The sequence below is a fragment of the Pseudomonas sp. R9.37 genome, assembly GCF_963878885.1.
GTDB lineage: Bacteria > Pseudomonadota > Gammaproteobacteria > Pseudomonadales > Pseudomonadaceae > Aquipseudomonas.
The window spans coordinates 202839-222338 of sequence record NZ_CAWNZA010000043.1 but is presented as its reverse complement, the minus strand read 5'-3'; the positions used below and the strand labels follow the sequence as shown (position 1 = coordinate 222338).

Sequence of the window (19500 nt, the reverse complement as noted above, 5' to 3'; positions counted from 1 at the left end):
CGGCACGTAAGCGACGGTAATAATTAAATATTTTTTGAAAACTTGCTTGACGACCCCCTGAAAAACCCGTTTAATGCGCCCCGTTGCCCAGATAGCTCAGTCGGTAGAGCAGGGGATTGAAAATCCCCGTGTCGGCGGTTCGATTCCGTCTCTGGGCACCACTAATTAGTTTCAGGTGGTGCAAACGTCATCTGAAACACACAAAAACCCGCCAAGTGCGGGTTTTTTGTTGCCTGGATTTTATGTACACAACCCAGGGCGATCCACTATCGCCCCGAGCCCATGCAACGCCAGTAAGCCGCCCGCCTACTTCAGCAAAAACACCATCAGCGGATTATCGTTCAGCCGCCCTTCAAAGCTTGGCGCTTGCTGCTCCATCGACGTCCCTTTCAATAGCGCTGCCTCCTTGCGCGGCACAATCACCCAGGATGGCCGTGGCAACGTGGTTAATTGTTCAAGCTGATTGCCAGCGACGAACAGCGGCTGTTCATCGTGATCCAGGTTCATCATGTAGCGCACCGCCCAGGTATCGCGCCCCAGATTGACGAACACCAAGGGGCCTGGCTCGGCCACACGCAGCGCTTCAACTTGGGTGACAAACTTGCGCGTATCAAATTGCAGATCCTTGGCGGGGTCTATCACCACCACCAATAGCAGCCATTGCGCCGCCAGTGCGACCACGCTAAGCCACACCAACCGCAATGGACGTCGCCAGGCCATCAGCGCGGCCACTTGCAACACCAGCATCGCGCCAATCATCAGCGGTAACGAAACGTCCGGCCAGTAGCCGTGCTTTTGCCAGGCATGCCGACACACAAACAGCACGACCACGCACAACGCCGGTAGCACCGCGACAAGCCCTTCGTAGCAGCGGCGCACGCCAATCAGCCAATATTGCGCCTGAAGCAGCCCATAGGCGGCGACAGCGGCAAACATCGGCACCATCGGCAAGATGTAATAAGCGCGCTTGAAGTGCGGCACCGAAAGCCCGAGCAAAATCATCAAGCCACAGGCCCCAAGCCGCACCACCAGCTGAATATCGTCATTGACCCAGCGCTCAGACCAGCGATGACGCAGCGCAATCATCGTGGCCAGCGCGAGCGGCACCACCGGGAAGTAGCGGTACAAACTGAGCTTGAAGTAGAAGTAAAACGGCTCGCCACTCTCATCGAGGCGCCCGCTGACCTGCATCCTGAACACCTCATCGGCAAAGGCGTCGCCCCCGCTGAACCGCGCCAGCTTCATCAACACCCACCAGCACGCCACCAGCAACACCAACCCCACAACACCGTGAATCAGCACCTGCTTGACGCGCTCCCCCGGCCGGCCGAGCGCCCAGTACACGCACACCACGCCACACACCTCGATCAATCCAAGCGGCCCGCGAATCGCGAACGCCAGAATAAATAACGGGAACACGGCAAGCTGCCTTACCCGCGAACCCATGCGCTCGCCGCTGTGCAGCAGGTAGAAACTGCCCACACATAGCAATGCGATCATCAGGTCCAGGCACACCGAGCGCGACTTATCGAGCAATTGGGTGGTGAGCAGCGTCAGCAATACCGTCAGCCACGCCCAAGGTCGGCTAAATGGCACCAGCAAGCGATAGATCAGCGCAATCATGCCCGCCGAGGCAAGCGCCGTCGGCAGCACATTCGCGAGGTGGTTGGGCGCCCCGAACACGCGGGCAAACACGAAGCTGAAAAAGGTCGCGGTGCCCGGGTAGTCAGGGTAAGGCTGACCGTAGGTAGTAGGAAAAAGACTCGCGCCATTGCGAAACATTTCCTGCAGGAACAGTGCCCAACGCCCGTCAAACCCTTGGGGCTGCTCATCCCAGATGCCCAAGGTGAACAGCAATAAAGCGATCAGAAACAGGCCCAGGGACTCCAGGCGAAAACGGCTGCGGTGATCCATCGAATATCCTTTCAGTAGGCTGCTCCGACGCCATGGTGCCGACTCAGCCCCTGAATAGCGCCTGAACAAACCCGAACATTTATGGATTTATCGACCAGCGCGCCACACCAGTGCCGGAATCAGCCGGATGTAGACTAGCTCGCCCATCAACTCAACGAGGGTTTGCAGAATCACCGCCGTTGCAGCCAGCCCGCGCACGTCTTCCGGCAAAGCCAGCGCAAGGGGCAAGACCACCAGAGAATTGCGGGTCGAGGCACTGAACGTGACCGCCCGCGCGGTCACGGCAGGCAACGCAAACAACCGCGCAGCCAACGCGCCCATCAACGGCGCCAGCAACAAGAAGCCCACGTACACCGGCATCAGCGGCAATAGCACACCGATATCGCGCACCACCGAGGTGATCTGCGAGCTGATGACCACAAACAGCACCAGCGCCATCGCGGGCACCGGCAGCCAGGCCCAGGCGTCGTTCCAGGCATTGATCACACTGGAGCGCCGCGCCAGGAATGTCGTCAGTACCGCCAGCATCATCGGCAGCACAATCAACAGCACAAACGCCTCCACGAACGGCTCTACTGCCACGACGACAGCGGATTGCGCGCCCAGCATGAAACCCAGGTACACCGGCAGCAGTACCAGTTGCAGCAGTAACAGCACTGGTGTTGCCGCCAACATCAGCCGCGAATCGCCCTTACCGATGTGGGTAAACACCACCACGTAGTCGATGCACGGCGTCAGCAACACCAGCAACGCCCCCACCAACAGCGCCGGGCGCTCCACCAGGCCACGGGTCAAGGCCCACACCAGCAAGGGCACCAGGATGAAATTGGCCAACAGCAGCGCCGAAATAAAGCGCTTGTTGCCCAAGCCCTGGCGCAGGTCCAGAAACGGGATTTGCAGGAACATCGCGTACATCAGCACCGCGATGGCAGGCGTCACCAGTACGCCAAGACCGTGGGCTGCAAGCGGCGCAAGCACGCCGAATGCGGCCGCCAGCAGGACGGCGACGAAGTAGATGAGGATCTGATTGTGTTCGAGGGTGTCGCGGGTCATGGACTGACTTTGGCTGATGAACAGATCGCAAGCCTAAGCACTCAGGGGGCCGAGGTCGAGCATCACGATATTTGTTACGCCCCTGCCGCGCTAAATTTGTTAATTTCGGTTTCTTATAAAAGCGCGTGGCCCTACAGCCCACACCAAAAGCGCAAGGATCAAGCCGCCCTATGAACCTGCCCACTCGACCAGCCCCAGAAGCATTCCGTGAGCCCGCCACCGACGGCTATCCCATCGGCGGCTTCACCTGGCGCCATATCAGAACCGACCCGACACGCCCGGTTGTCATCATCAACGCCGCCACCTCTGTACGCTGCCGTCACTACTCACGCTTCGCCGACTACCTGTTTGCCAACGGCTTGGACGTCATCACGTACGACTACCGAGGCATAGGCGAATCCCGCAGTGGCTCGCTGCGCGGCTTCAAGGCGACGTGGTCGGATTGGGGCGTGCTGGATTTCGAGGCGATGCTGCAGCGCGCGCAACGGGAGTTTCCAGGGCAGCCGATTGACGTGGTCGGTCATAGCTTTGGAGGCTGTGCGGCGGGGCTTGGCGCTTCCGGCGCGGTGATTCGACGCATCGTCACAGTCGGCGCGCAGTTTGCGTACTGGCGCGACTATGAGGCCAGCGGGCGCTGGCGCATGTTTGCCAAGTGGCATGTGGTGATGCCGCTGGTGACCGCGCTGTATGGCTACTTCCCCGGTAAACGCCTGGGCTGGCTGGAGGACACACCGGCCGGCGTGGTGCACGACTGGGGCACGCCAACCCCCAGGTATGAGACGCGCCCCAGCGGGCGGGCGCTGAATGAGCTGCCGTTTGCCCGCGTGAAGGCGCAATTGCTGGCGATCAGCATCACCGATGACCCGTTTGGCACAGTGGCGGCCATTGAGCGTCTGCTGGGCTATTTTGAACACAGCGAGCGCACGCATCTGCGCATAGCACCTGAAGATATTGGCGAAAAAGCCGTCGGGCATTTCGCCTTTTTCCGCAGTGAATATCAGGACCGGCTGTGGCCGATTGCACTGGCGTGGCTGCAACACGGTGAGTTGATGCAAGGCGCACCCGGTCTGCGCGTTTAGAATCCCTTGGGATTTACCCCCAACCTGCGCTTCAATACCCACCCAGACCCAGTACCCAAGGACGTTGAGCCCATGGCCTCGCCGAACAAGCAGCAAAAACGTGCCCACCGGGCAAAGGCCAAGGCCAAGCAAAACCGTACCCAACGCAGTGTGGCGACCAAGCCGGATGCGTTCGCCGGCGATGACAGCCGCATCGACCTTGAGTCGGTAGATTTGACCGAGTTGTTTATGGAGATGCGCACCGCGGGCGAAACCAGCCAGCAGGCACTGTGTGCAGTATTCCTGGCGCATCCGTTGTTGGCGCTGGTGCTGGAGCAGGAAGGCGAAGAAGAGGCCACCGACTTCATTCTCGCGGCACTGATCGAGTACCGGCAATGGGCGACGGACAGTGACGATGAGGCGGCAGCGCTGGCGTGGATCGAGTCGCCGGAGTTTCAGGCCGATTACGTGGCGGCGTCCCAAGCGCTCACCAACTCGCCAGACTGACACAAAACCAAATGTGGGAGCGGGCTTGCCCGCGAAAAGCGGTGGATCAGTCGCCAGATGTGCTGGCTGATCTACCGTAATCGCGGGCAAGCCCGCTCCCACATTTGCATTGCGGTGCATTGAGCACCGCATTTCATTCCATCAATTGAGTACGGCAGCGCCTACCCTCTGCGCCTTGCGACGGCTCGCCACAAACAACCCCGCCAGCACCACCAGCAGGCTCAAAATCCCGGTCGCAATAATCTCGACCCGGTGCGCTTCCTGGAACAGCATGATGGTCAGCGTACCGACGATGAACACCATTACCGCGTAGGTCAGGCCAGGGAACAGCCACATCTTGAATACAATCTTCTCGCCCGCAGCCGTGCGCTTCTGGCGCATGCGCAGTTGCGACACCGCGATCACCAGGTACACCAGCAACGCGATGGCGCCGGAGCTTGCCAACAGGAACTCGAACACCGCCGCCGGGGCGACGTAGTTGGCGAACACGGCCAGGAACGCCGCGCCAGTGGACAACAGCACCGCACAGTAAGGCGTGCCGCTTTTGTTGGTGCGCTTGGACATCGCCAGTGCATCACCGCGACGACCCAGGGAGAACAGCATGCGCGAGGCGGTGTACAACGCCGAATTCAGGCAGCTGGTCACGGCAACCAATACCACCAGGTCGACGATCAGCTTGGCGTTCGGAATGCCCATGCGTTCCAGCACAGTCTGGTAGGAACCTACGGCAGCCAGCGTCGGATCGTTCCATGGCACCAGCGACACAACAATGAAGATCGACAGCAGGTAGAACAAACCAATCCGCCAGATCACCGAGTTGGTGGCCTTGGTGATTTGCTGGCCAGGGTTCTTCGATTCGGCCGCAGCGATGGTGACAATCTCGGTGCCCATGAACGAGAACATGGTGGTCAGGATGGCCGCCAACACCGCGCCCATGCCATTAGGCATAAAGCCTTGGGTGTCGAACAGGTGGGACACACCGCTGACCTGACTGGTCGGCAGGAAGCCGAAAATTGCCGCCAGGCCGAGGATCACAAAGCCCACAATCGCCACGACTTTGATCAGCGCAAACCAGAACTCGAACTCACCGTAGTTTTTCACGCTGAACAAGTTGGTTGCCGTGAGCAGCAACGTGATGATCAAGGTAAAGGCCCAGATCGCCACATCGGGGAACCATGCATTAAGGATGGTCGCAGCGGCGTTGGCTTCCAACGGAATCACCAGCACCCAGAACCACCAGTACAACCAGCCAATGGTGAAACCGGCCCAATGGCCAATCGCGCGGTCGGCATAGGTGGAGAACGAACCGGTATCCGGCGAGGCCACGGCCATTTCGGCGAGCATGCGCATCACCAATACCACCAGCGTACCCGCAGCGGCGTAAGCCAGCAGTACGGCCGGGCCGGCGGCAGCAATCGCGTGGCCGGAGCCAACAAACAAACCGGCACCAATGACGCCGGCAATCGACAGCATGGTGACGTGACGCGGTTTGAGCCCCTGTTCGAGGTCATTGGAGCTTTGCGTACTACTCATTGACACACCTTTACGAGGAATTGCGAAAACGGTCCGCCCGGCCTGCGATCTTTCTCGTGAAAAGAAACCAACGGGGCGTTCTTTATTTTTTACGCAAGATTTGCGCCAAAATGTTACAGAGCCGCGATTGACGCGGGCTGTAGGACAATTCAACGTGAGCTGCAAGTCATTGAGAACAATGGCATTCCGCTATAGCGTTACCGTGCGACCCACATTCGAGACGCTCAGGCGCACCAAAAACACACACAAAAAGTGCGTGACGCCCCACAAAGGGGCTGATATGGACCGTTTGCCCGGTTAACCCTTCCAACACCCGCGCAAAGCTGGCACCATCGCGCCCTTTTTTACGCAAAGCCTGTGGATTTCTCGGGTTCAAACGTCTGTAGGTTGTTGATGGCGCGACACGCTGCTGCGCCGATGCGACACCCTGCCGCAGGCCACCCGTTAACCGTCCGCAGCGCTGTTGGCTGCCATCCGAACGCTATGCTAGCTTGGCGCCTCGCCAGGAAGGCGGCCCAACAGCAGGAATGCAATGAACACAATGAGGACCGCACATGGCCGAGGCCGCGCCCGCGCTTGAAATCCGCAACTTGCATAAACGCTATGGTGAGCTTGAGGTACTTAAAGGTATCTCGCTGACCGCCCGCGACGGCGACGTGATCTCGATCCTGGGTTCCTCCGGTTCCGGCAAGTCCACCTTCCTGCGCTGCATCAATCTGCTGGAAAACCCGCACCAGGGGCAGATCCTGGTCGCCGGCGAAGAGCTCAAGCTCAAGGCCGCGAAAAACGGCGAGCTGATGGCCGCCGACGGCAAACAGATCAACCGCCTGCGCAGCGAAATCGGTTTTGTGTTTCAAAACTTTAATCTGTGGCCGCACATGAGCATCCTCGACAACATCATCGAGGCGCCCCGCCGTGTGCTCGGCCAAAGCAAAGCCGAAGCCACAGAAGTGGCCGAAGCCTTGCTGGCCAAGGTCGGCATCGCTGACAAGCGCCACGCCTACCCTGCGCAACTGTCCGGTGGCCAGCAGCAACGGGCGGCCATTGCGCGCACCCTGGCGATGCAGCCCAAGGTCATCCTGTTCGACGAGCCGACATCGGCGCTTGACCCGGAAATGGTCCAGGAAGTACTTAATGTGATCCGCGCGCTGGCCGAAGAAGGCCGCACCATGCTGTTGGTCACCCATGAAATGGGCTTTGCCCGTCAGGTGTCCAGTGAAGTGGTGTTCCTGCACCAGGGCCTGGTCGAAGAGCAAGGATCGCCACAGCAGGTGTTTGAAAACCCGCTTTCGGCGCGCTGCAAACAATTCATGTCCAGCAACCGCTAACGGAGCAACATGCATGCAGAACTATAAAAAATTCCTTCTGGCCGCGGCCGTTTCGATGGCGTTCAGCGCCACGGCCATGGCAGAAACCTTGAAGATGGGGATCGAAGCGGCCTACCCGCCCTTCAACAATAAAGACGCCAGCGGCAACGTCGTCGGCTTCGACAAAGACATCGGCGACGCCCTGTGCGCGAAGATGAAAGTCGAAAAGTGCGAAGTGTATGTGTCCGACTGGGACGGCATCATCCCGGCCCTGAACGCCAAGAAGTTCGACTTCCTGGTGTCCTCGCTGTCGATCACCGATGAGCGCAAGCAGGCCGTCGACTTCACCGACCCGTACTACTCCAACAAGCTGCAATTCATCGCGCCTAAAGCGACTGCGGACTTCAAGACCGACGCCGCCTACCTGAAGGGCAAGGTCATCGGTGCACAGCGCGCGACGTTGGCCGGTACCTACCTGGAAGACAAGCTGCCGGACACCGAGGCCAAGCTTTACGACACCCAGGAAAACGCCTACCTCGACCTGACGTCCGGCCGCCTTGACGGCATCCTTGCCGACAAATACGTGCAGTACGAATGGCTCAAGAGCAAAGACGGTTCGGCCTATGAATTCAAGGGCGACCCCGTTGTAGAAAGCGACAAGATCGGGATCGCCGTGCGCAAGGGCGACCCGCTGCGCGAGCGCCTGAACAAAGCTTTGGCAGAGATCAAGGCAGACGGCACCTACAAAAAGATCAACGACAAGTACTTCCCGTTCAGCATCGAATGATCTGAACGGCCTGCCCGACGCGCTGCTTGAGCGCGTCGGCTTTTAGCAATGCCTGCCGCGATATGAAAACACCATGAATTTCGATCTCTACGGATTCGGCCCGGCGCTCGCCGCCGGCGCGCTGATGACCGTCAAACTGGCACTCACGGCTTTATGCCTGGGGCTGGTGCTGGGCCTTGCCGGCGCCTTGGCCAAGACGTCCCCGTACAAGCCGTTGCAATGGCTTGGCGGCGTTTACTCGACCATCGTTCGCGGCGTGCCGGAACTGTTGTGGGTGTTGCTGATTTATTTCGGCACGATCAATGCGATGCGCAGCCTGGGTGAAATGCTCGGCATCCCCGACCTGTCGCTCAGCGCTTTCGCGGCCGGCGTGATCGCCTTGGGCCTGTGTTTCGGGGCCTACGCCACCGAGGTGTTACGTGGCGCGATCATCGCTATTCCCAAGGGCCATCGCGAAGCCGGTGTGGCATTGGGCCTGTCGAAGTTTCGCATCTTCACCCGTCTGATCATGCCGCAGATGTGGCGCATAGCCCTGCCGGGCCTGGGCAACTTGTTCCTGATCCTGATGAAAGACACCGCGCTGGTCACCGTCATTGGCCTGGAAGAAATCATGCGCCACGCCCAGATCGCGGTCACCGTCACCAAACAGCCGTTCACCTTCTATCTGGTTGCCGCGTTCATTTACCTGGGGCTGACGTCGCTGTCGATGGTCGCTATGCACGTGCTGGAAAAACGCGCCGCCCGCGGCTTCGTGAGGACGACGTAATGGAATGGGAAGTCATCTATAAGTGGCTGCCGAAGTTTATCCAGGGCGCCATTCTGACCCTGGAACTGGTTGGCATTGCCGTGATTCTCGGGCTGATCCTGGCGATCCCGCTGGGTATCGCTCGCTCGTCCAAGCGCTGGTATGTGCGTTCGCTGCCCTATGCGTATATCTTCTTTTTTCGCGGCACCCCGTTGCTGGTGCAGTTGTTCCTGGTCTATTACGGCCTGGCCCAATTCGACGCCGTGCGCGCAAGCTTCATGTGGACGTATCTGCGCGACCCTTTCTGGTGTGCCACGGCCACCATGACCCTGCACACGGCGGCTTATATCGCCGAGATATTGCGCGGCGCCATCCAGGCTATCCCGCCGGGCGAAATCGAAGCAGCGCGCGCGCTGGGCATGTCCAAGCCGAAAACGCTGTTCTATATCATCCTGCCGCGTGCGGCCCGCATCGGCCTGCCGGCCTACAGCAACGAAGTCATTTTGATGCTCAAGGCCAGCTCGCTCGCGAGCACGGTGACCTTGCTGGAGCTGACCGGCATGGCCAGGACCATCATTGCGCGCAACTACCTGACAGTTGAGATGTTCTTCACCGCCGGCGTGTTCTACCTGCTGATTTCCTACATCCTGGTACGCGGCTTCAAACTGCTCGAACGCTGGTTGCGCGTCGATGCTTGCCAGGGACGTTGAGGCGCGCTTCGCGGCGCTGGATGCGTTCCTGATCGAGCACCAAGGGCTGTGGCGACCACGGCCCTTTACGCATCTGCAATTACCCTGGGAACGCGAGTATCCCGAGCTTGCCCAGTGGTTACGCCAGCGCACGTTGGCCGATGCCGAAAGCTGTCACAACTGGCCTCACGACCTGCCGGCGCCCGCGCCTTTTCCACAGCTGGCCGAACAGGCGCTTCAGCTCAGTGCCGTGGACAGGTTACCGACACGGGCGCTGGAGCCGGCGCGTCATCGACTGAATGTCGACGTGCCGGGTCGCAAATGGCAACAGATAGAAGCTTTCGGCGCCGCACTCAACTTTACCCACACGCCCGGCCATTGGTTGGACTGGTGCGCCGGCAAAGGTCACCTTGGCCGCCGCCTGCTGCAACCCGGCCAACAGCTGACATGCCTGGAACACGACCCGGCGCTGATCGCCTCCGGCCAGGCATTAAGCGACCACCACCGCTTGCCCGTCACCCATCGCCTGCAAGACGTGATGGCCCAGGTGGCACTCAGCCCCGAACACACACCCGTCGCCCTGCATGCCTGCGGCGACCTGCACGTGCGCCTGCTGCAACTGGCCAGCGCGGCCGGTTGCAAGCAACTGGCACTGGCGCCCTGCTGTTACAACCGCATCAACGCCGACAGCTATCAAGCCGTATCCAGTGCCGCACGCGCATCGCCATTACGGCTATCGATTGATGACCTGGGCCTGCCGTTGAGCGAAACCGTCACTGCCGGCAACCGCGTACGCCAACAGCGGGATATCTCCATGGCCCGACGCCTGGGCTTCGATCAGTTACAGCGGCAATTGCGCGACTGCGATGACTATTTGCCCACGCCTTCCTTGCCCGCCCGCTGGCTGGATCAACCTTTCGCAGACTATTGCCAAGCACTGGCGAGCCTTAAAGGCTTATCCACAGGTGAACAGGATTGGCAGGCGCTGGAAGCGCAGGGCTGGCGCCGGCTGGCCGAGGTCAGAAACCTGGAGTTGGTGCGTGGGTTGTTTCGGCGCCCATTGGAGATGTGGCTGGTGCTGGACCGGGCACTTTTTCTGCTCGAACAGGGCTACAACGTTGAGATAGGCAGCTTCTGCGAAGCCACGCTGACCCCGCGCAATTTGATCGTGGTGGCTGAGCGCGATTAAAGGGCAAATTTTCCTACACGCGCCCTGTGGATAAGTCTGTTGATGAATTCTTTACGAGCGCTGTAACTATCAGCGCTACAGGCCAAAAGCCAAGCTGGTCATTTTTTGTTCACATTATAAAATGCACGCAAAACAGGCAGTTGCAGCGTGTTGAGAACGGCTCCACAAAATGGCTGTTTCGTGACACCCACGACCAACCGATTGTGCATAAGCATCGGGCGTAAAGCATATAAACCACGCTTAAGCCGTTCTTTTGGGCGCCTTCAACAACCGGCAAATTTCGTTGATATCGTCGCTGGCCAGGTGTTTCGCAACGTTATCCAACGGGTCGGCGGCAAACGCCAGCGCCTCGTTGATCGCCACGTCACGGTGAACCTCCAGCGGAGCCTTGCCGAGGTGCTGTTTGAAGGCCTCAACCATGTCCAGGCTGAATGCATTGCTCTCATCCACCTGATTGACCACCACATGCACGGCAGGCGGGCGCTCACCGGCAAGGTGCGGCGCAAGCAATACATCCAAGTGATCGAGCGTGCCAAGGCACGCGGCATCCGCCTGCACAATCACCAACACCACGTCGGCAACGTTCAGCGCTTGATGAAAGTAGACGTTGTTGCCAGCCGGCGTATCGATGATCACCGTTTGCCGCTCGCTCAGGCCCAGCGACAAGAGGCGTTGAGCCAGCCAGGTCGGCTCGTGCTTGAGCCAGCGCTCGAGATTTTCCTGCTGCTGGACATCGATATCGCCAAAGGTGAGCACTTGGCAACCGGCGAAACCGAGCTGTTGCAACGGGCTCCACTGCCCATGCTCCAGGCTGGTACGGCCGATACCGGGAAGCGCCGCGCTGACGCCGAAGTGATGGTGCAAGGCGTTCTGCGGGTCCAGGTCCAGCGCTACCACCGATTCGCCGTGGCGCTGCAGGCCGCTGCTCAAGGCTGTGGCCAATGTGCTTCGGCCGACACCCCCATTCATCGACACCAGCGCGACGATTTTCGGGCGCAGTGCTGCCAGATCAATGGCTTGAGCGTGTGCGTGGGGGGATGGGTCAGAAGGCACGCTGCCGAAAAAGTGCATGCGCGCATTGATGCCTTGGGCATCGTGGGTGACGTTTTTGCCGAACAACGTCAAAAGCTCTTCACTCAGGCTCATGGCCTACTCCTCACGACGCAGCGTCAAGACGTGAAGGTCGGCAAGCAGGCACTTACCGCAGGTCTTATTATTGGCGTCTTGTGACGCATTCTGTGACAGGTGCGGCGAAGTGTCATTATTTTGATGTTTTGACTGGTTGTTTTTTAGACAAACGGTAAATAGTCAAATTAATGGCCGTGAGCCTTTTAACGCATTCTCGCGCTCAACGCACGACACAGCGCATTTACGTCCTGGCATCCGACGCTATCAAGCACCGGGTCGAGCGGGTCTCGACCGTAAGCCTGCGCTTCGCTGAACGAGGGATCGCGTTGAACCGTGCCCAACACGGCATCACCCAGGCGCAATTTGAAAACGCCCGCCATGTCCTGGCTGAACGCGTGAGCGCCGTCCACCTGATTGATCACGTAAAACCGTTGAGGCGGCGATTCACTTGCAAGGTAGGGCGCGAGCACTTCGTCCATCTTGGCCAATCGGCGAAACGAAGCCGCGTCGGGCTGAACCACCACCAGCACCGCATCCGCCACCGACATTGCCTGGCCGAGATACACCGTGTTGCCCGCAGGGACGTCGATGACCACCGTGTCCTGGCCATTGAGCCCGAGGCCGGCCAAACGCTTGCCGAGAAAATCGAGGTCCTGCCCCAGCCAACGATTCAGGCTTTGTTGCTGCACGGCGTCGGTTTCACCAAAGCTGACCAGCCGGCACCCGGCAAACCCTCGTTTGGGCAAGGCGTGCCAGGTTTGATTGAGCAAGCTGGTCGCCCCCAGGCCAGGTAGATCAAACCCCGGGCACAAGTGATGACGCAGCGCGTTTTGCGGGTCCAGGTCCAGCGCCAGCGCTGGATGCCCCTGACGCTGCAAACCGCTGGCAAGCGCGGCGGCCAACGTGCTGCGCCCAACGCCGCCGGTAGCAGAAACCACCACCACGACCTTGGGCGCCGAGGCGTGCGAATACACCTCGCCACGCGGGCTTTCTACTACTTGGGGTGGGTGAGCAGAAGCGGCCGTGCCTTGGTTCAATTGATCCAGCAAACGCTGCAAAGGCTCGGCCACCGAGGGCTCGCGCAAACAGGGTTCAGCCAGCGCGGTGTAAAGTTTTGAAATGTGATCTGCACGCCCCACTGACTGCTCCTCCCGTTCTCATCGCTGATCAATTAAGGCGCGCATTGTGTGATATCACACTGATGGTGTCAGTATTTTGGTGTTTGTAACGAATTCCTTTCAGATGAGCGGCATGGCGCCATTTTTATGGCTACAAGCCAACACCTAAATATTATGTTTTAAATCAACGCACTCAGTATTATTTGTGTGTTTTTTGACCAGCTCGTGATCCATGACAACCGCTCTCAAACCTCTTTCGTATCAGCAAGTACATAAATCTCAGGCCAACACATAACGAGACAAAACCGAGTTTGCGAGACACAGCCCAGATACCTGCAAGGCATTCAATGACCTCACGCCACCATTGACGCCCCAGAGGACAGCACCATGAACCCGAACAACTGGAAACACTGCATTGCCTTAGGCCTGCTTGCCTTGACCTTCGGCGCCCATGCCGAGGCAAGCCAAAAGCCGGACATCCAACGCGTACTGTCAACCACCGAAGACGCCCGCTCGGGCTGCGGCGTGGTGAATGCGCGAATGACCTACCTGGATTCGAAGGGCCAGACACAGGTGTTGGACTACATGAAATTTACCGACACTTGCGGGGACGGAAATTGAGGCCGATTTGAGGCCCCGGAGACGACGAAAAAGCAGTGATCGCAAAAAAACCTTCGCCTCTGCAAAAATAGTCAGAATTCAGGGGTTTACAGATGCTTGCCAATCGCTATAATCGTCGCCCTAACACGCCGGTATAGCTCAGTTGGTAGAGCAACTGACTTGTAATCAGTAGGTCCCGGGTTCGACTCCTGGTGCCGGCACCACATTAGGCTCCATTACATTCTACTGAATGCTCTGGAAGCCCCGAAAACCCGCCCTTTGGCGGGTTTTTTCGTTCCAGGACCCTCTGTCGGGATCCAACAAAATCCCCCTTCCCCGAGGGTATGTTAGGGGTACTGCGATTTTCCGGTCAGGAGCGCGTACCCCTATGCCACGTCTAGCGATCCCCCTCAGCGACCTGCAATGCCGCACGGCCAAAACCCGCGAACGCGCCTACAAACTGTTCGACGGCGGCGGCATGTACCTTTTCGTTAAACCCAATGGCGTGAAGACCTGGCGCTTGAAGTACACCAAGCCCAGCGGCAAGGAAGGTACGCTCATCATCGGCAATTACCCCATCGTTACCCTTTCCGTCGCACGGCGTAAGCGAGACGAAGCCAAGGCGTTGCTGCTAGACAACCTCGACCCAATGGAAGAAAAAAAGAAGGCCAAGATCGTAGCCCAGCGTGCGGCATTGCTTTTCGAAACCGTTGCCCTGGAGTGGCACGCCGACATGTCCCGTCGCTGGACCGAAGGACACGCAAAAACCGTGATGAGCCGACTGCGTACCCACGTCTTCCCGCTGATCGGCCAACGACCCATCGCTGAACTCGATACCCATGACCTGCTAGAGATCACCCAGCGCATCAAGGAACGCGGCACCATGGATGTGGCGTTAAGGGTACAGAACTACTTATCCACCATCATGCGCGGGGCCAAAAGGGCTCGGCAGATCACCATGAATCCTGCACTGGATCTGGCAGGCTCGATTCACGCGCCGCGCACAGTCCATCGCCCGGCCCTCTCTCTCAACCGCCTACCCGAACTGCTACACCGTATCGACAACTACAACGGCCGCGAGCTGACGCGTCTCGCCGTCCTGTTGACGCTGCACGTATTCGTCCGCTCCAGCGAACTGCGCTTCGCTCGATGGAGTGAGTTCGACTTCCAACGCGCCATGTGGGAAATCCCCGATACGCGCGCACCGATTGAAGGGGTACGCAACTCCACACGCGGGACCAAGATGAACGGCGACATTCAAATGGTTCCTCTATCGCCGCAGGTCATCGAAATACTGGAGCGCCTGCGCAGCCTCAGTCGCTTTTCAGAGTTGGTGCTACCGGGCGATCACAAGTACTGGAAGCCCATGTCCGAGAATACGGTGAACACCATGCTCCGCAACGTCGGCTATGACACCAGCAAGGACGTGTGCGGCCACGGCTTCAGGACCATGCCCTGTAGCGCTCTGCTGGAGTCCGGGTTATGGACCGACGCAGCCATCGAAAGACAAATGAGCCACAAGGAACGCAACCGTGTGCGTGCCGCGTATATCCACAAGGCCGAATTCCTCGAACAGCGCAGGCTGATCATGGCGTGGTGGAGCAACTACATCGACGCCAACCGCCATGGGCATGTGACACCACACGAATTCGCTCACCCGGTCGGCGACAACATCACCGCCCTACAAAAGCGTGGCGCATCCAAACGTGGGTAAGCCAATGAGATCACCGCAGTCCGCCCTTCCACGCGGGTCCATCCAAGCGGGGCTGCAAAGCCGCCCTGCTTGGATGGACCTCACTTAAAAAATCTAAAACCCACGCAACTGTCTGTGGAAAACCACGGATTTCCACCGGTGGATAATTTCATCCACAGCCGCAGAATTCCCGAAAATCCGAGCCTTGACCCAAATTATCCACAGGCGTAGAAAAGATCGGGCAAGCGCTGTCGTTGACAGCAACCCAGGTAGCCAGAACCTTTAAGGCTACGCCACACCGTGGTGGTTCTCCCAAAGTGCGATTAGCGTCCGGCGGCTCGCACGGTCACATCGATGTGATGGATGCCTACTTTTACCAGTGTGCCCACTGCGGCAACTCATCCCCTTTCATAGCTGTCCTGCAGCAACCTATCCGCTTGGCCATTTCCTTGCGCCAACCTGCGCCCGTCTCTTTCTCCCGGAAAGAGACGGGCGCTCCTACCGCTGCTGCAGCCCAACTCGTACACGGCATTGCGGCATTCCCCCTTGTGACAATCGGCGTGACAAACACCGAAGTCACCAGCAACAGCGTTGCAGATGATGGTGCCGCAGCCCAAGGAATGGACTGCACCTGACTGACAGTCAGGCATGCCCCTGTCATCGCCTCACTGCCTTCTCCTGACTCAGGATCTCGCGGCACCGGTCTCGTCAGCTAGTGCAGCCTCCACCCGCCCACCGGAATCGGTGTTCAGGAGGCCAGATCATGAGATGCCCAAGCTCCCGGTCGTAAAGAGCCGCCAGTCCCGCGTTAGTGGACAACCCTCACAGGTCGCAGGGGCCTTGATCCCTGATAACACTCAACATCCTTGGCGGGATGACGTGGGGAAAGTTTTAAAAGTTTTGGCTTCGAGAGGAGTTTGATCATGGCATTGGTAGGCAGACGGGATGGGCGAAATTTTGGCTATGGCCGGCAACTGAGCTATGCCGGACCGCAAGCGCTGCGCGACCTGTTTGGCGGCGGGCATTACGGCACGATCAAGGCGCACGGTGATCGTTGGCAGGCGTTTGTACGCTGGTGTCGGTCGGAGGATGGACCAGGGTTTAACGATGCACGACAAATTGATCGGCAGACCTTGCTGGACTACGCCGGACATCTGCGCCAGCAAGTTGAACAAGGTGACCTCGCCATCACCACCGCGCAAAACCGGCTGTCCAGCGTAAACCGGACAATGGCTGCGCTTCGCGGTGATCAGTATGTGAAAGTGCCGAGCCCGAGTAAGGCGCTGGGAATGCGCCGCACCGGTGTTCGTCGTTCAGTGCCACAAGGCCAAGACCGCGAACAGATGAAGTGGATCGTCGACGCGCTTTGCGAAAACCAGCAGCCACGCGCGGCGGCCATCGCTCAGTTAGCGCGAGCCACCGGTATGCGCTTGCGCGAGGCGATTTTGGCCGACCTTCCCCGTCTAAAACGTGAAGCCAAGCAATTCGGCAAGATCAACATCCAGGACGGCACCAAAGGTGGCCGTTCAGGCGCGTCAGCACCTCGTTGCATTACGGTAGATGATCATATTCGTGACGCCCTGAGGTTTGCCGAAAAGGTCTCGCCCGACGGTAGCCGCAACCTACTTGCACCGAACGAACGCTACCTCGATTTCTTGCAGGGAATCGTCCGCCCCGCACGGGACATCCTCCATAAGCACCACCTCAAAGGCTTCCACGAATTACGGGCAGTCTATGCGTGCGAACGCTATGAGCAAATCACCCACCATCCCGCCCCTATCAACGGTGGCCATTGCTATCAACTCGACCGACGCCTAGATCAGGATGCCCGAGTACAAATCAGCTATGAGCTGGGGCACGACCGTATCGTCGTGGTGGCCGCTTACATTGGTGGTCGAGCATGAGCACCGCATTCGATATGGATCTGTTCCTGGCGGGCGTCCTGACCGGGTCGCATACCACGCGCCAACGCCACCTGCGCCAGGCGAAGGCTATCCAAACAGCGATCACTGAGCGCTGGCAACGCGACAATCCATGGACTTGGCAGAGAAAGCACCTTGCGTGGTTTTTGAATCACCACCTAAACCTGCACACCGAATCGACGCGCTATTACTATTTGCTGACCATGCAATTACTCACTCATCGCTTAGGAAAACACTGGCAGTTCAACCGCTAAACGAAGGTCAGAAAACGGCTGTGGATTCAACTGGTCGTTGCAGCCGTTGGATATATTTTTGAGCTAAGGCGTGAATAGGGACTTGCTCCCCTTCTGACGATACGCACGCCGGTAGAGGCCAATAAAATCAAGCGCACTGGTAAAATGAACAAGCCTGTAACGGTCTCAGGCGGCCTATTTTTTGCCCTAAATCTGCCCTAATCCCCAGCACCGACGCTAGCCTCTACCCGGGTTCGCTGTTCGGCTGATCCGACGCTTATCAAATCCAACTCGACAAGCTCGTAAAAACCAGACTACTGTATATATGAACAGCAAAACCATGATCGCGGATCGGTACGAAATCGAAGTCTCTGATTGGCGTTGCCGAATGCCCCATACGACCATCCGTCGAATGAACCTTCAGGCTTTCTTAGCGTTTCCGTCCTAACGCGATTTTCTACGAATTAATAATTTGACAGCGGGCTTGACGTGGCGATAATCGCGAGCCACTTTGTGTAAGCAATGTGCGTATCCTGTGGATAACTTGCATTGGTTACGTGCACCGCTGATCTTCTGAAAGGAGCAGCTTATGACCAGCGTATTTTTTAGTGAATCAAGCGCGATGGTTCAGGCGCGAAATTTGTTCGGAACCCGAACAGACCAGGCCCTTGTAAAAGACGAGGTTACCTCGCCAGCCAGCCGTGACCCCTACGAGGCTATTCGTCGAGCTAGTGAGCGGATGAACGCCGGACAGACCATTTTCACCCTCGGTGAAAATCACACTACTCAAGATGAACAGGAAGTTCGACGCCATGCCGGACTGCTTTCCGCGATCTAAAACGCTTCCTCCGCAGTCGCCGCTATTTTGGGTCACGCATAAAGATCGGTATCTCCGTCAACAGCTTATCGCTGACATTCAGGAAGATACCGGTCGCGATCTCATTGTCTATTTCACCGAATGCGAGCAATCAGGCGCGCAAATCGACATGGGCGACGATGTGCTTTTCGCGGAGTTGCTGCGAGGCTCCCTCGGAAAGCCAATTGACTTACTGCTTGAGACCAACGGCGGCTATACCGATCCGACTGAGAAAATCTGCTCCCTGCTTCAGCAGGCGGCTCCAAACCTGCGGGTTATCGTTCCCAGAAGAGCGAAAAGCAATGGCACGGTAATCGCCATGTGCGGCTCGACGATCATGATGGGTGTTGAATCGGAATTGGGCCCAATTGATCCGTTCTACAACGGGGTTCCTGTAGATTTCATTCTCAATGCGCCTCCGGGCTCGTTCAACCCAATTGAGTACCAGCTCGCCTCCACTACTCGCGGCCAAACAGAAAAACTTGCGCGCGAGCTTCTGTCGCGAGGAATGATGTCGCATCTGGGGCCGGAAGATATAAATGAAACGATATCGAAAATGGCGACCAGGGGGCACTACCACTCCCACGGATCCGTCATAGATATGCGTGAAGCAGCCCTGCTCAAATTGAACGTTACAGAGCACGCAATGGACGACGCTCTTTGGCAGAAACTTTGGCTGCTCAGAACTATGTACCAATACGACTGCCTACAATCGGGCTACGCAAAGATCTTCGAAGCTCAAAAACTGAGCAGCGCCGTTAAGGTTGCCCCTCGTCCTGCACCCTAAGGCCCCAGTGAGCTCGTCATGAGCTCACTGGATCCCCCTAATATGCCCGACATCATGTGCCGTAGCGCCCCCCATATCGCCGGCATGAGCTCTGATGGGCGGCGATCGGCCAGAAGCGGACGTCCGCCGGTGGCTGCTTTCGACCCGGTAGCAGTAGGCAAAGATCGGCCAAAAGCATCTAGCCAGCCACCGACTAGATTGCAGACCCTCTTTTACGCGGCGAAAAGCGCTGGTTTCGGATCAGTTGGGGAGCGCCAATAGCGTTGTGGATACGCAGAATTTGAGGAACTCAATGCTCGGGAAGATACAATGGATGCGAAACACTTAAAAATCCTGGAGAGCAGCGCGTCGCCGTATGAGCGAACGCGCAGTTCCCTTGAA

18 protein-coding genes and 2 tRNA genes are annotated in these 19500 nt (G+C 58.3%); 15 read left to right on the top strand and 5 right to left on the bottom strand.

Annotation, left to right across the window (positions count from 1 at the left end):
* Positions 1 to 85: 85 nt before the first annotated feature.
* Positions 86 to 161 (top strand) — tRNA-Phe (locus AACU78_RS20105).
* 145 nt (positions 162 to 306) lie between these two features.
* Here the strand turns inward: AACU78_RS20105 and AACU78_RS20100 are convergent.
* Together AACU78_RS20100 and AACU78_RS20095 are read right to left on the bottom strand one after the other, a co-directional pair.
* A complete protein-coding gene (locus AACU78_RS20100) occupies positions 307 to 1914 on the bottom strand; it encodes an ArnT family glycosyltransferase (protein ID WP_106577462.1) in 1608 nt (535 codons plus the stop codon).
* Between the two features lie 87 nt (positions 1915 to 2001).
* The gene (locus tag AACU78_RS20095) at positions 2002 to 2967 is read right to left on the bottom strand and encodes an arsenic resistance protein (RefSeq protein WP_106577461.1); all 966 of its coding nucleotides are present in this window, start codon (positions 2965 to 2967) and stop codon (positions 2002 to 2004) included.
* 170 nt (positions 2968 to 3137) lie between these two features.
* Here AACU78_RS20095 and AACU78_RS20090 point away from each other — a divergent pair, with 170 nt between their 5' ends.
* Together AACU78_RS20090 and AACU78_RS20085 are read left to right on the top strand one after the other, a co-directional pair.
* The gene (locus AACU78_RS20090) at positions 3138 to 4046 is read left to right on the top strand and encodes an alpha/beta hydrolase family protein (protein WP_106577460.1); all 909 of its coding nucleotides are present in this window, start codon (positions 3138 to 3140) and stop codon (positions 4044 to 4046) included.
* Between the two features lie 72 nt (positions 4047 to 4118).
* Entirely contained in the window at positions 4119 to 4532 is a 414-nt protein-coding gene (locus AACU78_RS20085) for a hypothetical protein (RefSeq protein WP_106577459.1), read from the top strand.
* Positions 4533 to 4673: 141 nt separating this feature from the next.
* Here the strand turns inward: AACU78_RS20085 and gabP are convergent, their stop codons facing one another.
* Complete coding sequence (gene gabP, locus AACU78_RS20080; protein ID WP_106577458.1) at positions 4674 to 6065, bottom strand: GABA permease; 1392 nt, start codon at positions 6063 to 6065, stop codon at positions 4674 to 4676.
* 554 nt (positions 6066 to 6619) lie between these two features.
* Between gabP and AACU78_RS20075 the strand changes: the two genes are divergently transcribed.
* From AACU78_RS20075 to AACU78_RS20055, 5 genes are all read left to right on the top strand, one after another.
* Positions 6620 to 7393, top strand: a complete 774-nt coding sequence (locus AACU78_RS20075) for an ABC transporter ATP-binding protein (RefSeq protein ID WP_106577457.1) — start codon at positions 6620 to 6622, stop codon at positions 7391 to 7393.
* A gap of 13 nt (positions 7394 to 7406) precedes the next feature.
* Positions 7407 to 8159 (top strand): ABC transporter substrate-binding protein, encoded by a 753-nt coding sequence (locus AACU78_RS20070; protein WP_003187758.1) that lies wholly within the window; start codon positions 7407 to 7409, stop codon positions 8157 to 8159.
* Positions 8160 to 8232: 73 nt separating this feature from the next.
* Positions 8233 to 8925 carry an ABC transporter permease gene (locus AACU78_RS20065; RefSeq protein ID WP_106577456.1) on the top strand — a complete coding sequence of 231 codons (693 nt, stop codon included), beginning with the start codon at positions 8233 to 8235 and terminating at the stop codon, positions 8923 to 8925.
* On the top strand, positions 8925 to 9614 hold the full coding sequence (locus AACU78_RS20060) for an ABC transporter permease (RefSeq protein WP_106577455.1): 690 nt from the start codon (positions 8925 to 8927) through the stop codon (positions 9612 to 9614). Before AACU78_RS20065 ends, AACU78_RS20060 begins: the two co-directional genes overlap by 1 nt.
* On the top strand, positions 9595 to 10782 hold the full coding sequence (locus AACU78_RS20055) for a methyltransferase (RefSeq protein WP_106577454.1): 1188 nt from the start codon (positions 9595 to 9597) through the stop codon (positions 10780 to 10782). The genes AACU78_RS20060 and AACU78_RS20055 overlap by 20 nt, the downstream gene beginning before the upstream one ends.
* Before the next feature lie 240 nt (positions 10783 to 11022).
* Here AACU78_RS20055 and bcsQ (AACU78_RS20050) read toward each other — a convergent pair whose 3' ends face one another.
* Positions 11023 to 11928 (bottom strand): cellulose biosynthesis protein BcsQ, encoded by a 906-nt coding sequence (bcsQ, locus tag AACU78_RS20050; RefSeq protein ID WP_106577453.1) that lies wholly within the window; start codon positions 11926 to 11928, stop codon positions 11023 to 11025.
* Between the two features lie 185 nt (positions 11929 to 12113).
* Positions 12114 to 12995: a cellulose biosynthesis protein BcsQ gene (gene bcsQ, locus AACU78_RS20045; protein WP_339382669.1), complete on the bottom strand. Its 882-nt coding sequence runs from the start codon at positions 12993 to 12995 to the stop codon at positions 12114 to 12116.
* A 420-nt stretch (positions 12996 to 13415) separates the two neighbouring features.
* On the opposite strand from bcsQ (AACU78_RS20045), the gene AACU78_RS20040 reads away from it, so the two are divergent.
* The 7 genes from AACU78_RS20040 to AACU78_RS20010 all read left to right on the top strand — a co-directional run bounded on the left by AACU78_RS20040 (position 13416) and on the right by AACU78_RS20010 (position 19119).
* Positions 13416 to 13649, top strand: a complete 234-nt coding sequence (locus AACU78_RS20040) for a DUF2790 domain-containing protein (protein WP_106577451.1) — start codon at positions 13416 to 13418, stop codon at positions 13647 to 13649.
* Positions 13650 to 13776: 127 nt separating this feature from the next.
* Positions 13777 to 13852, top strand: a tRNA-Thr gene (locus AACU78_RS20035).
* A gap of 164 nt (positions 13853 to 14016) precedes the next feature.
* Complete coding sequence (locus AACU78_RS20030) at positions 14017 to 15342, top strand: tyrosine-type recombinase/integrase (RefSeq protein WP_106577450.1); 1326 nt, start codon at positions 14017 to 14019, stop codon at positions 15340 to 15342.
* 902 nt (positions 15343 to 16244) lie between these two features.
* Positions 16245 to 17225, top strand: a complete 981-nt coding sequence (locus tag AACU78_RS20025; RefSeq protein WP_106577448.1) for an integrase domain-containing protein — start codon at positions 16245 to 16247, stop codon at positions 17223 to 17225.
* Positions 17222 to 17497 (top strand): hypothetical protein, encoded by a 276-nt coding sequence (locus AACU78_RS20020; protein WP_106577447.1) that lies wholly within the window; start codon positions 17222 to 17224, stop codon positions 17495 to 17497. The genes AACU78_RS20025 and AACU78_RS20020 overlap by 4 nt, the downstream gene beginning before the upstream one ends.
* Before the next feature lie 568 nt (positions 17498 to 18065).
* Complete coding sequence (locus AACU78_RS20015) at positions 18066 to 18314, top strand: hypothetical protein (RefSeq protein ID WP_106577446.1); 249 nt, start codon at positions 18066 to 18068, stop codon at positions 18312 to 18314.
* Positions 18289 to 19119: an SDH family Clp fold serine proteinase gene (locus AACU78_RS20010; RefSeq protein WP_106577445.1), complete on the top strand. Its 831-nt coding sequence runs from the start codon at positions 18289 to 18291 to the stop codon at positions 19117 to 19119. The genes AACU78_RS20015 and AACU78_RS20010 overlap by 26 nt, the downstream gene beginning before the upstream one ends.
* Positions 19120 to 19500 lie beyond the last annotated feature (381 nt).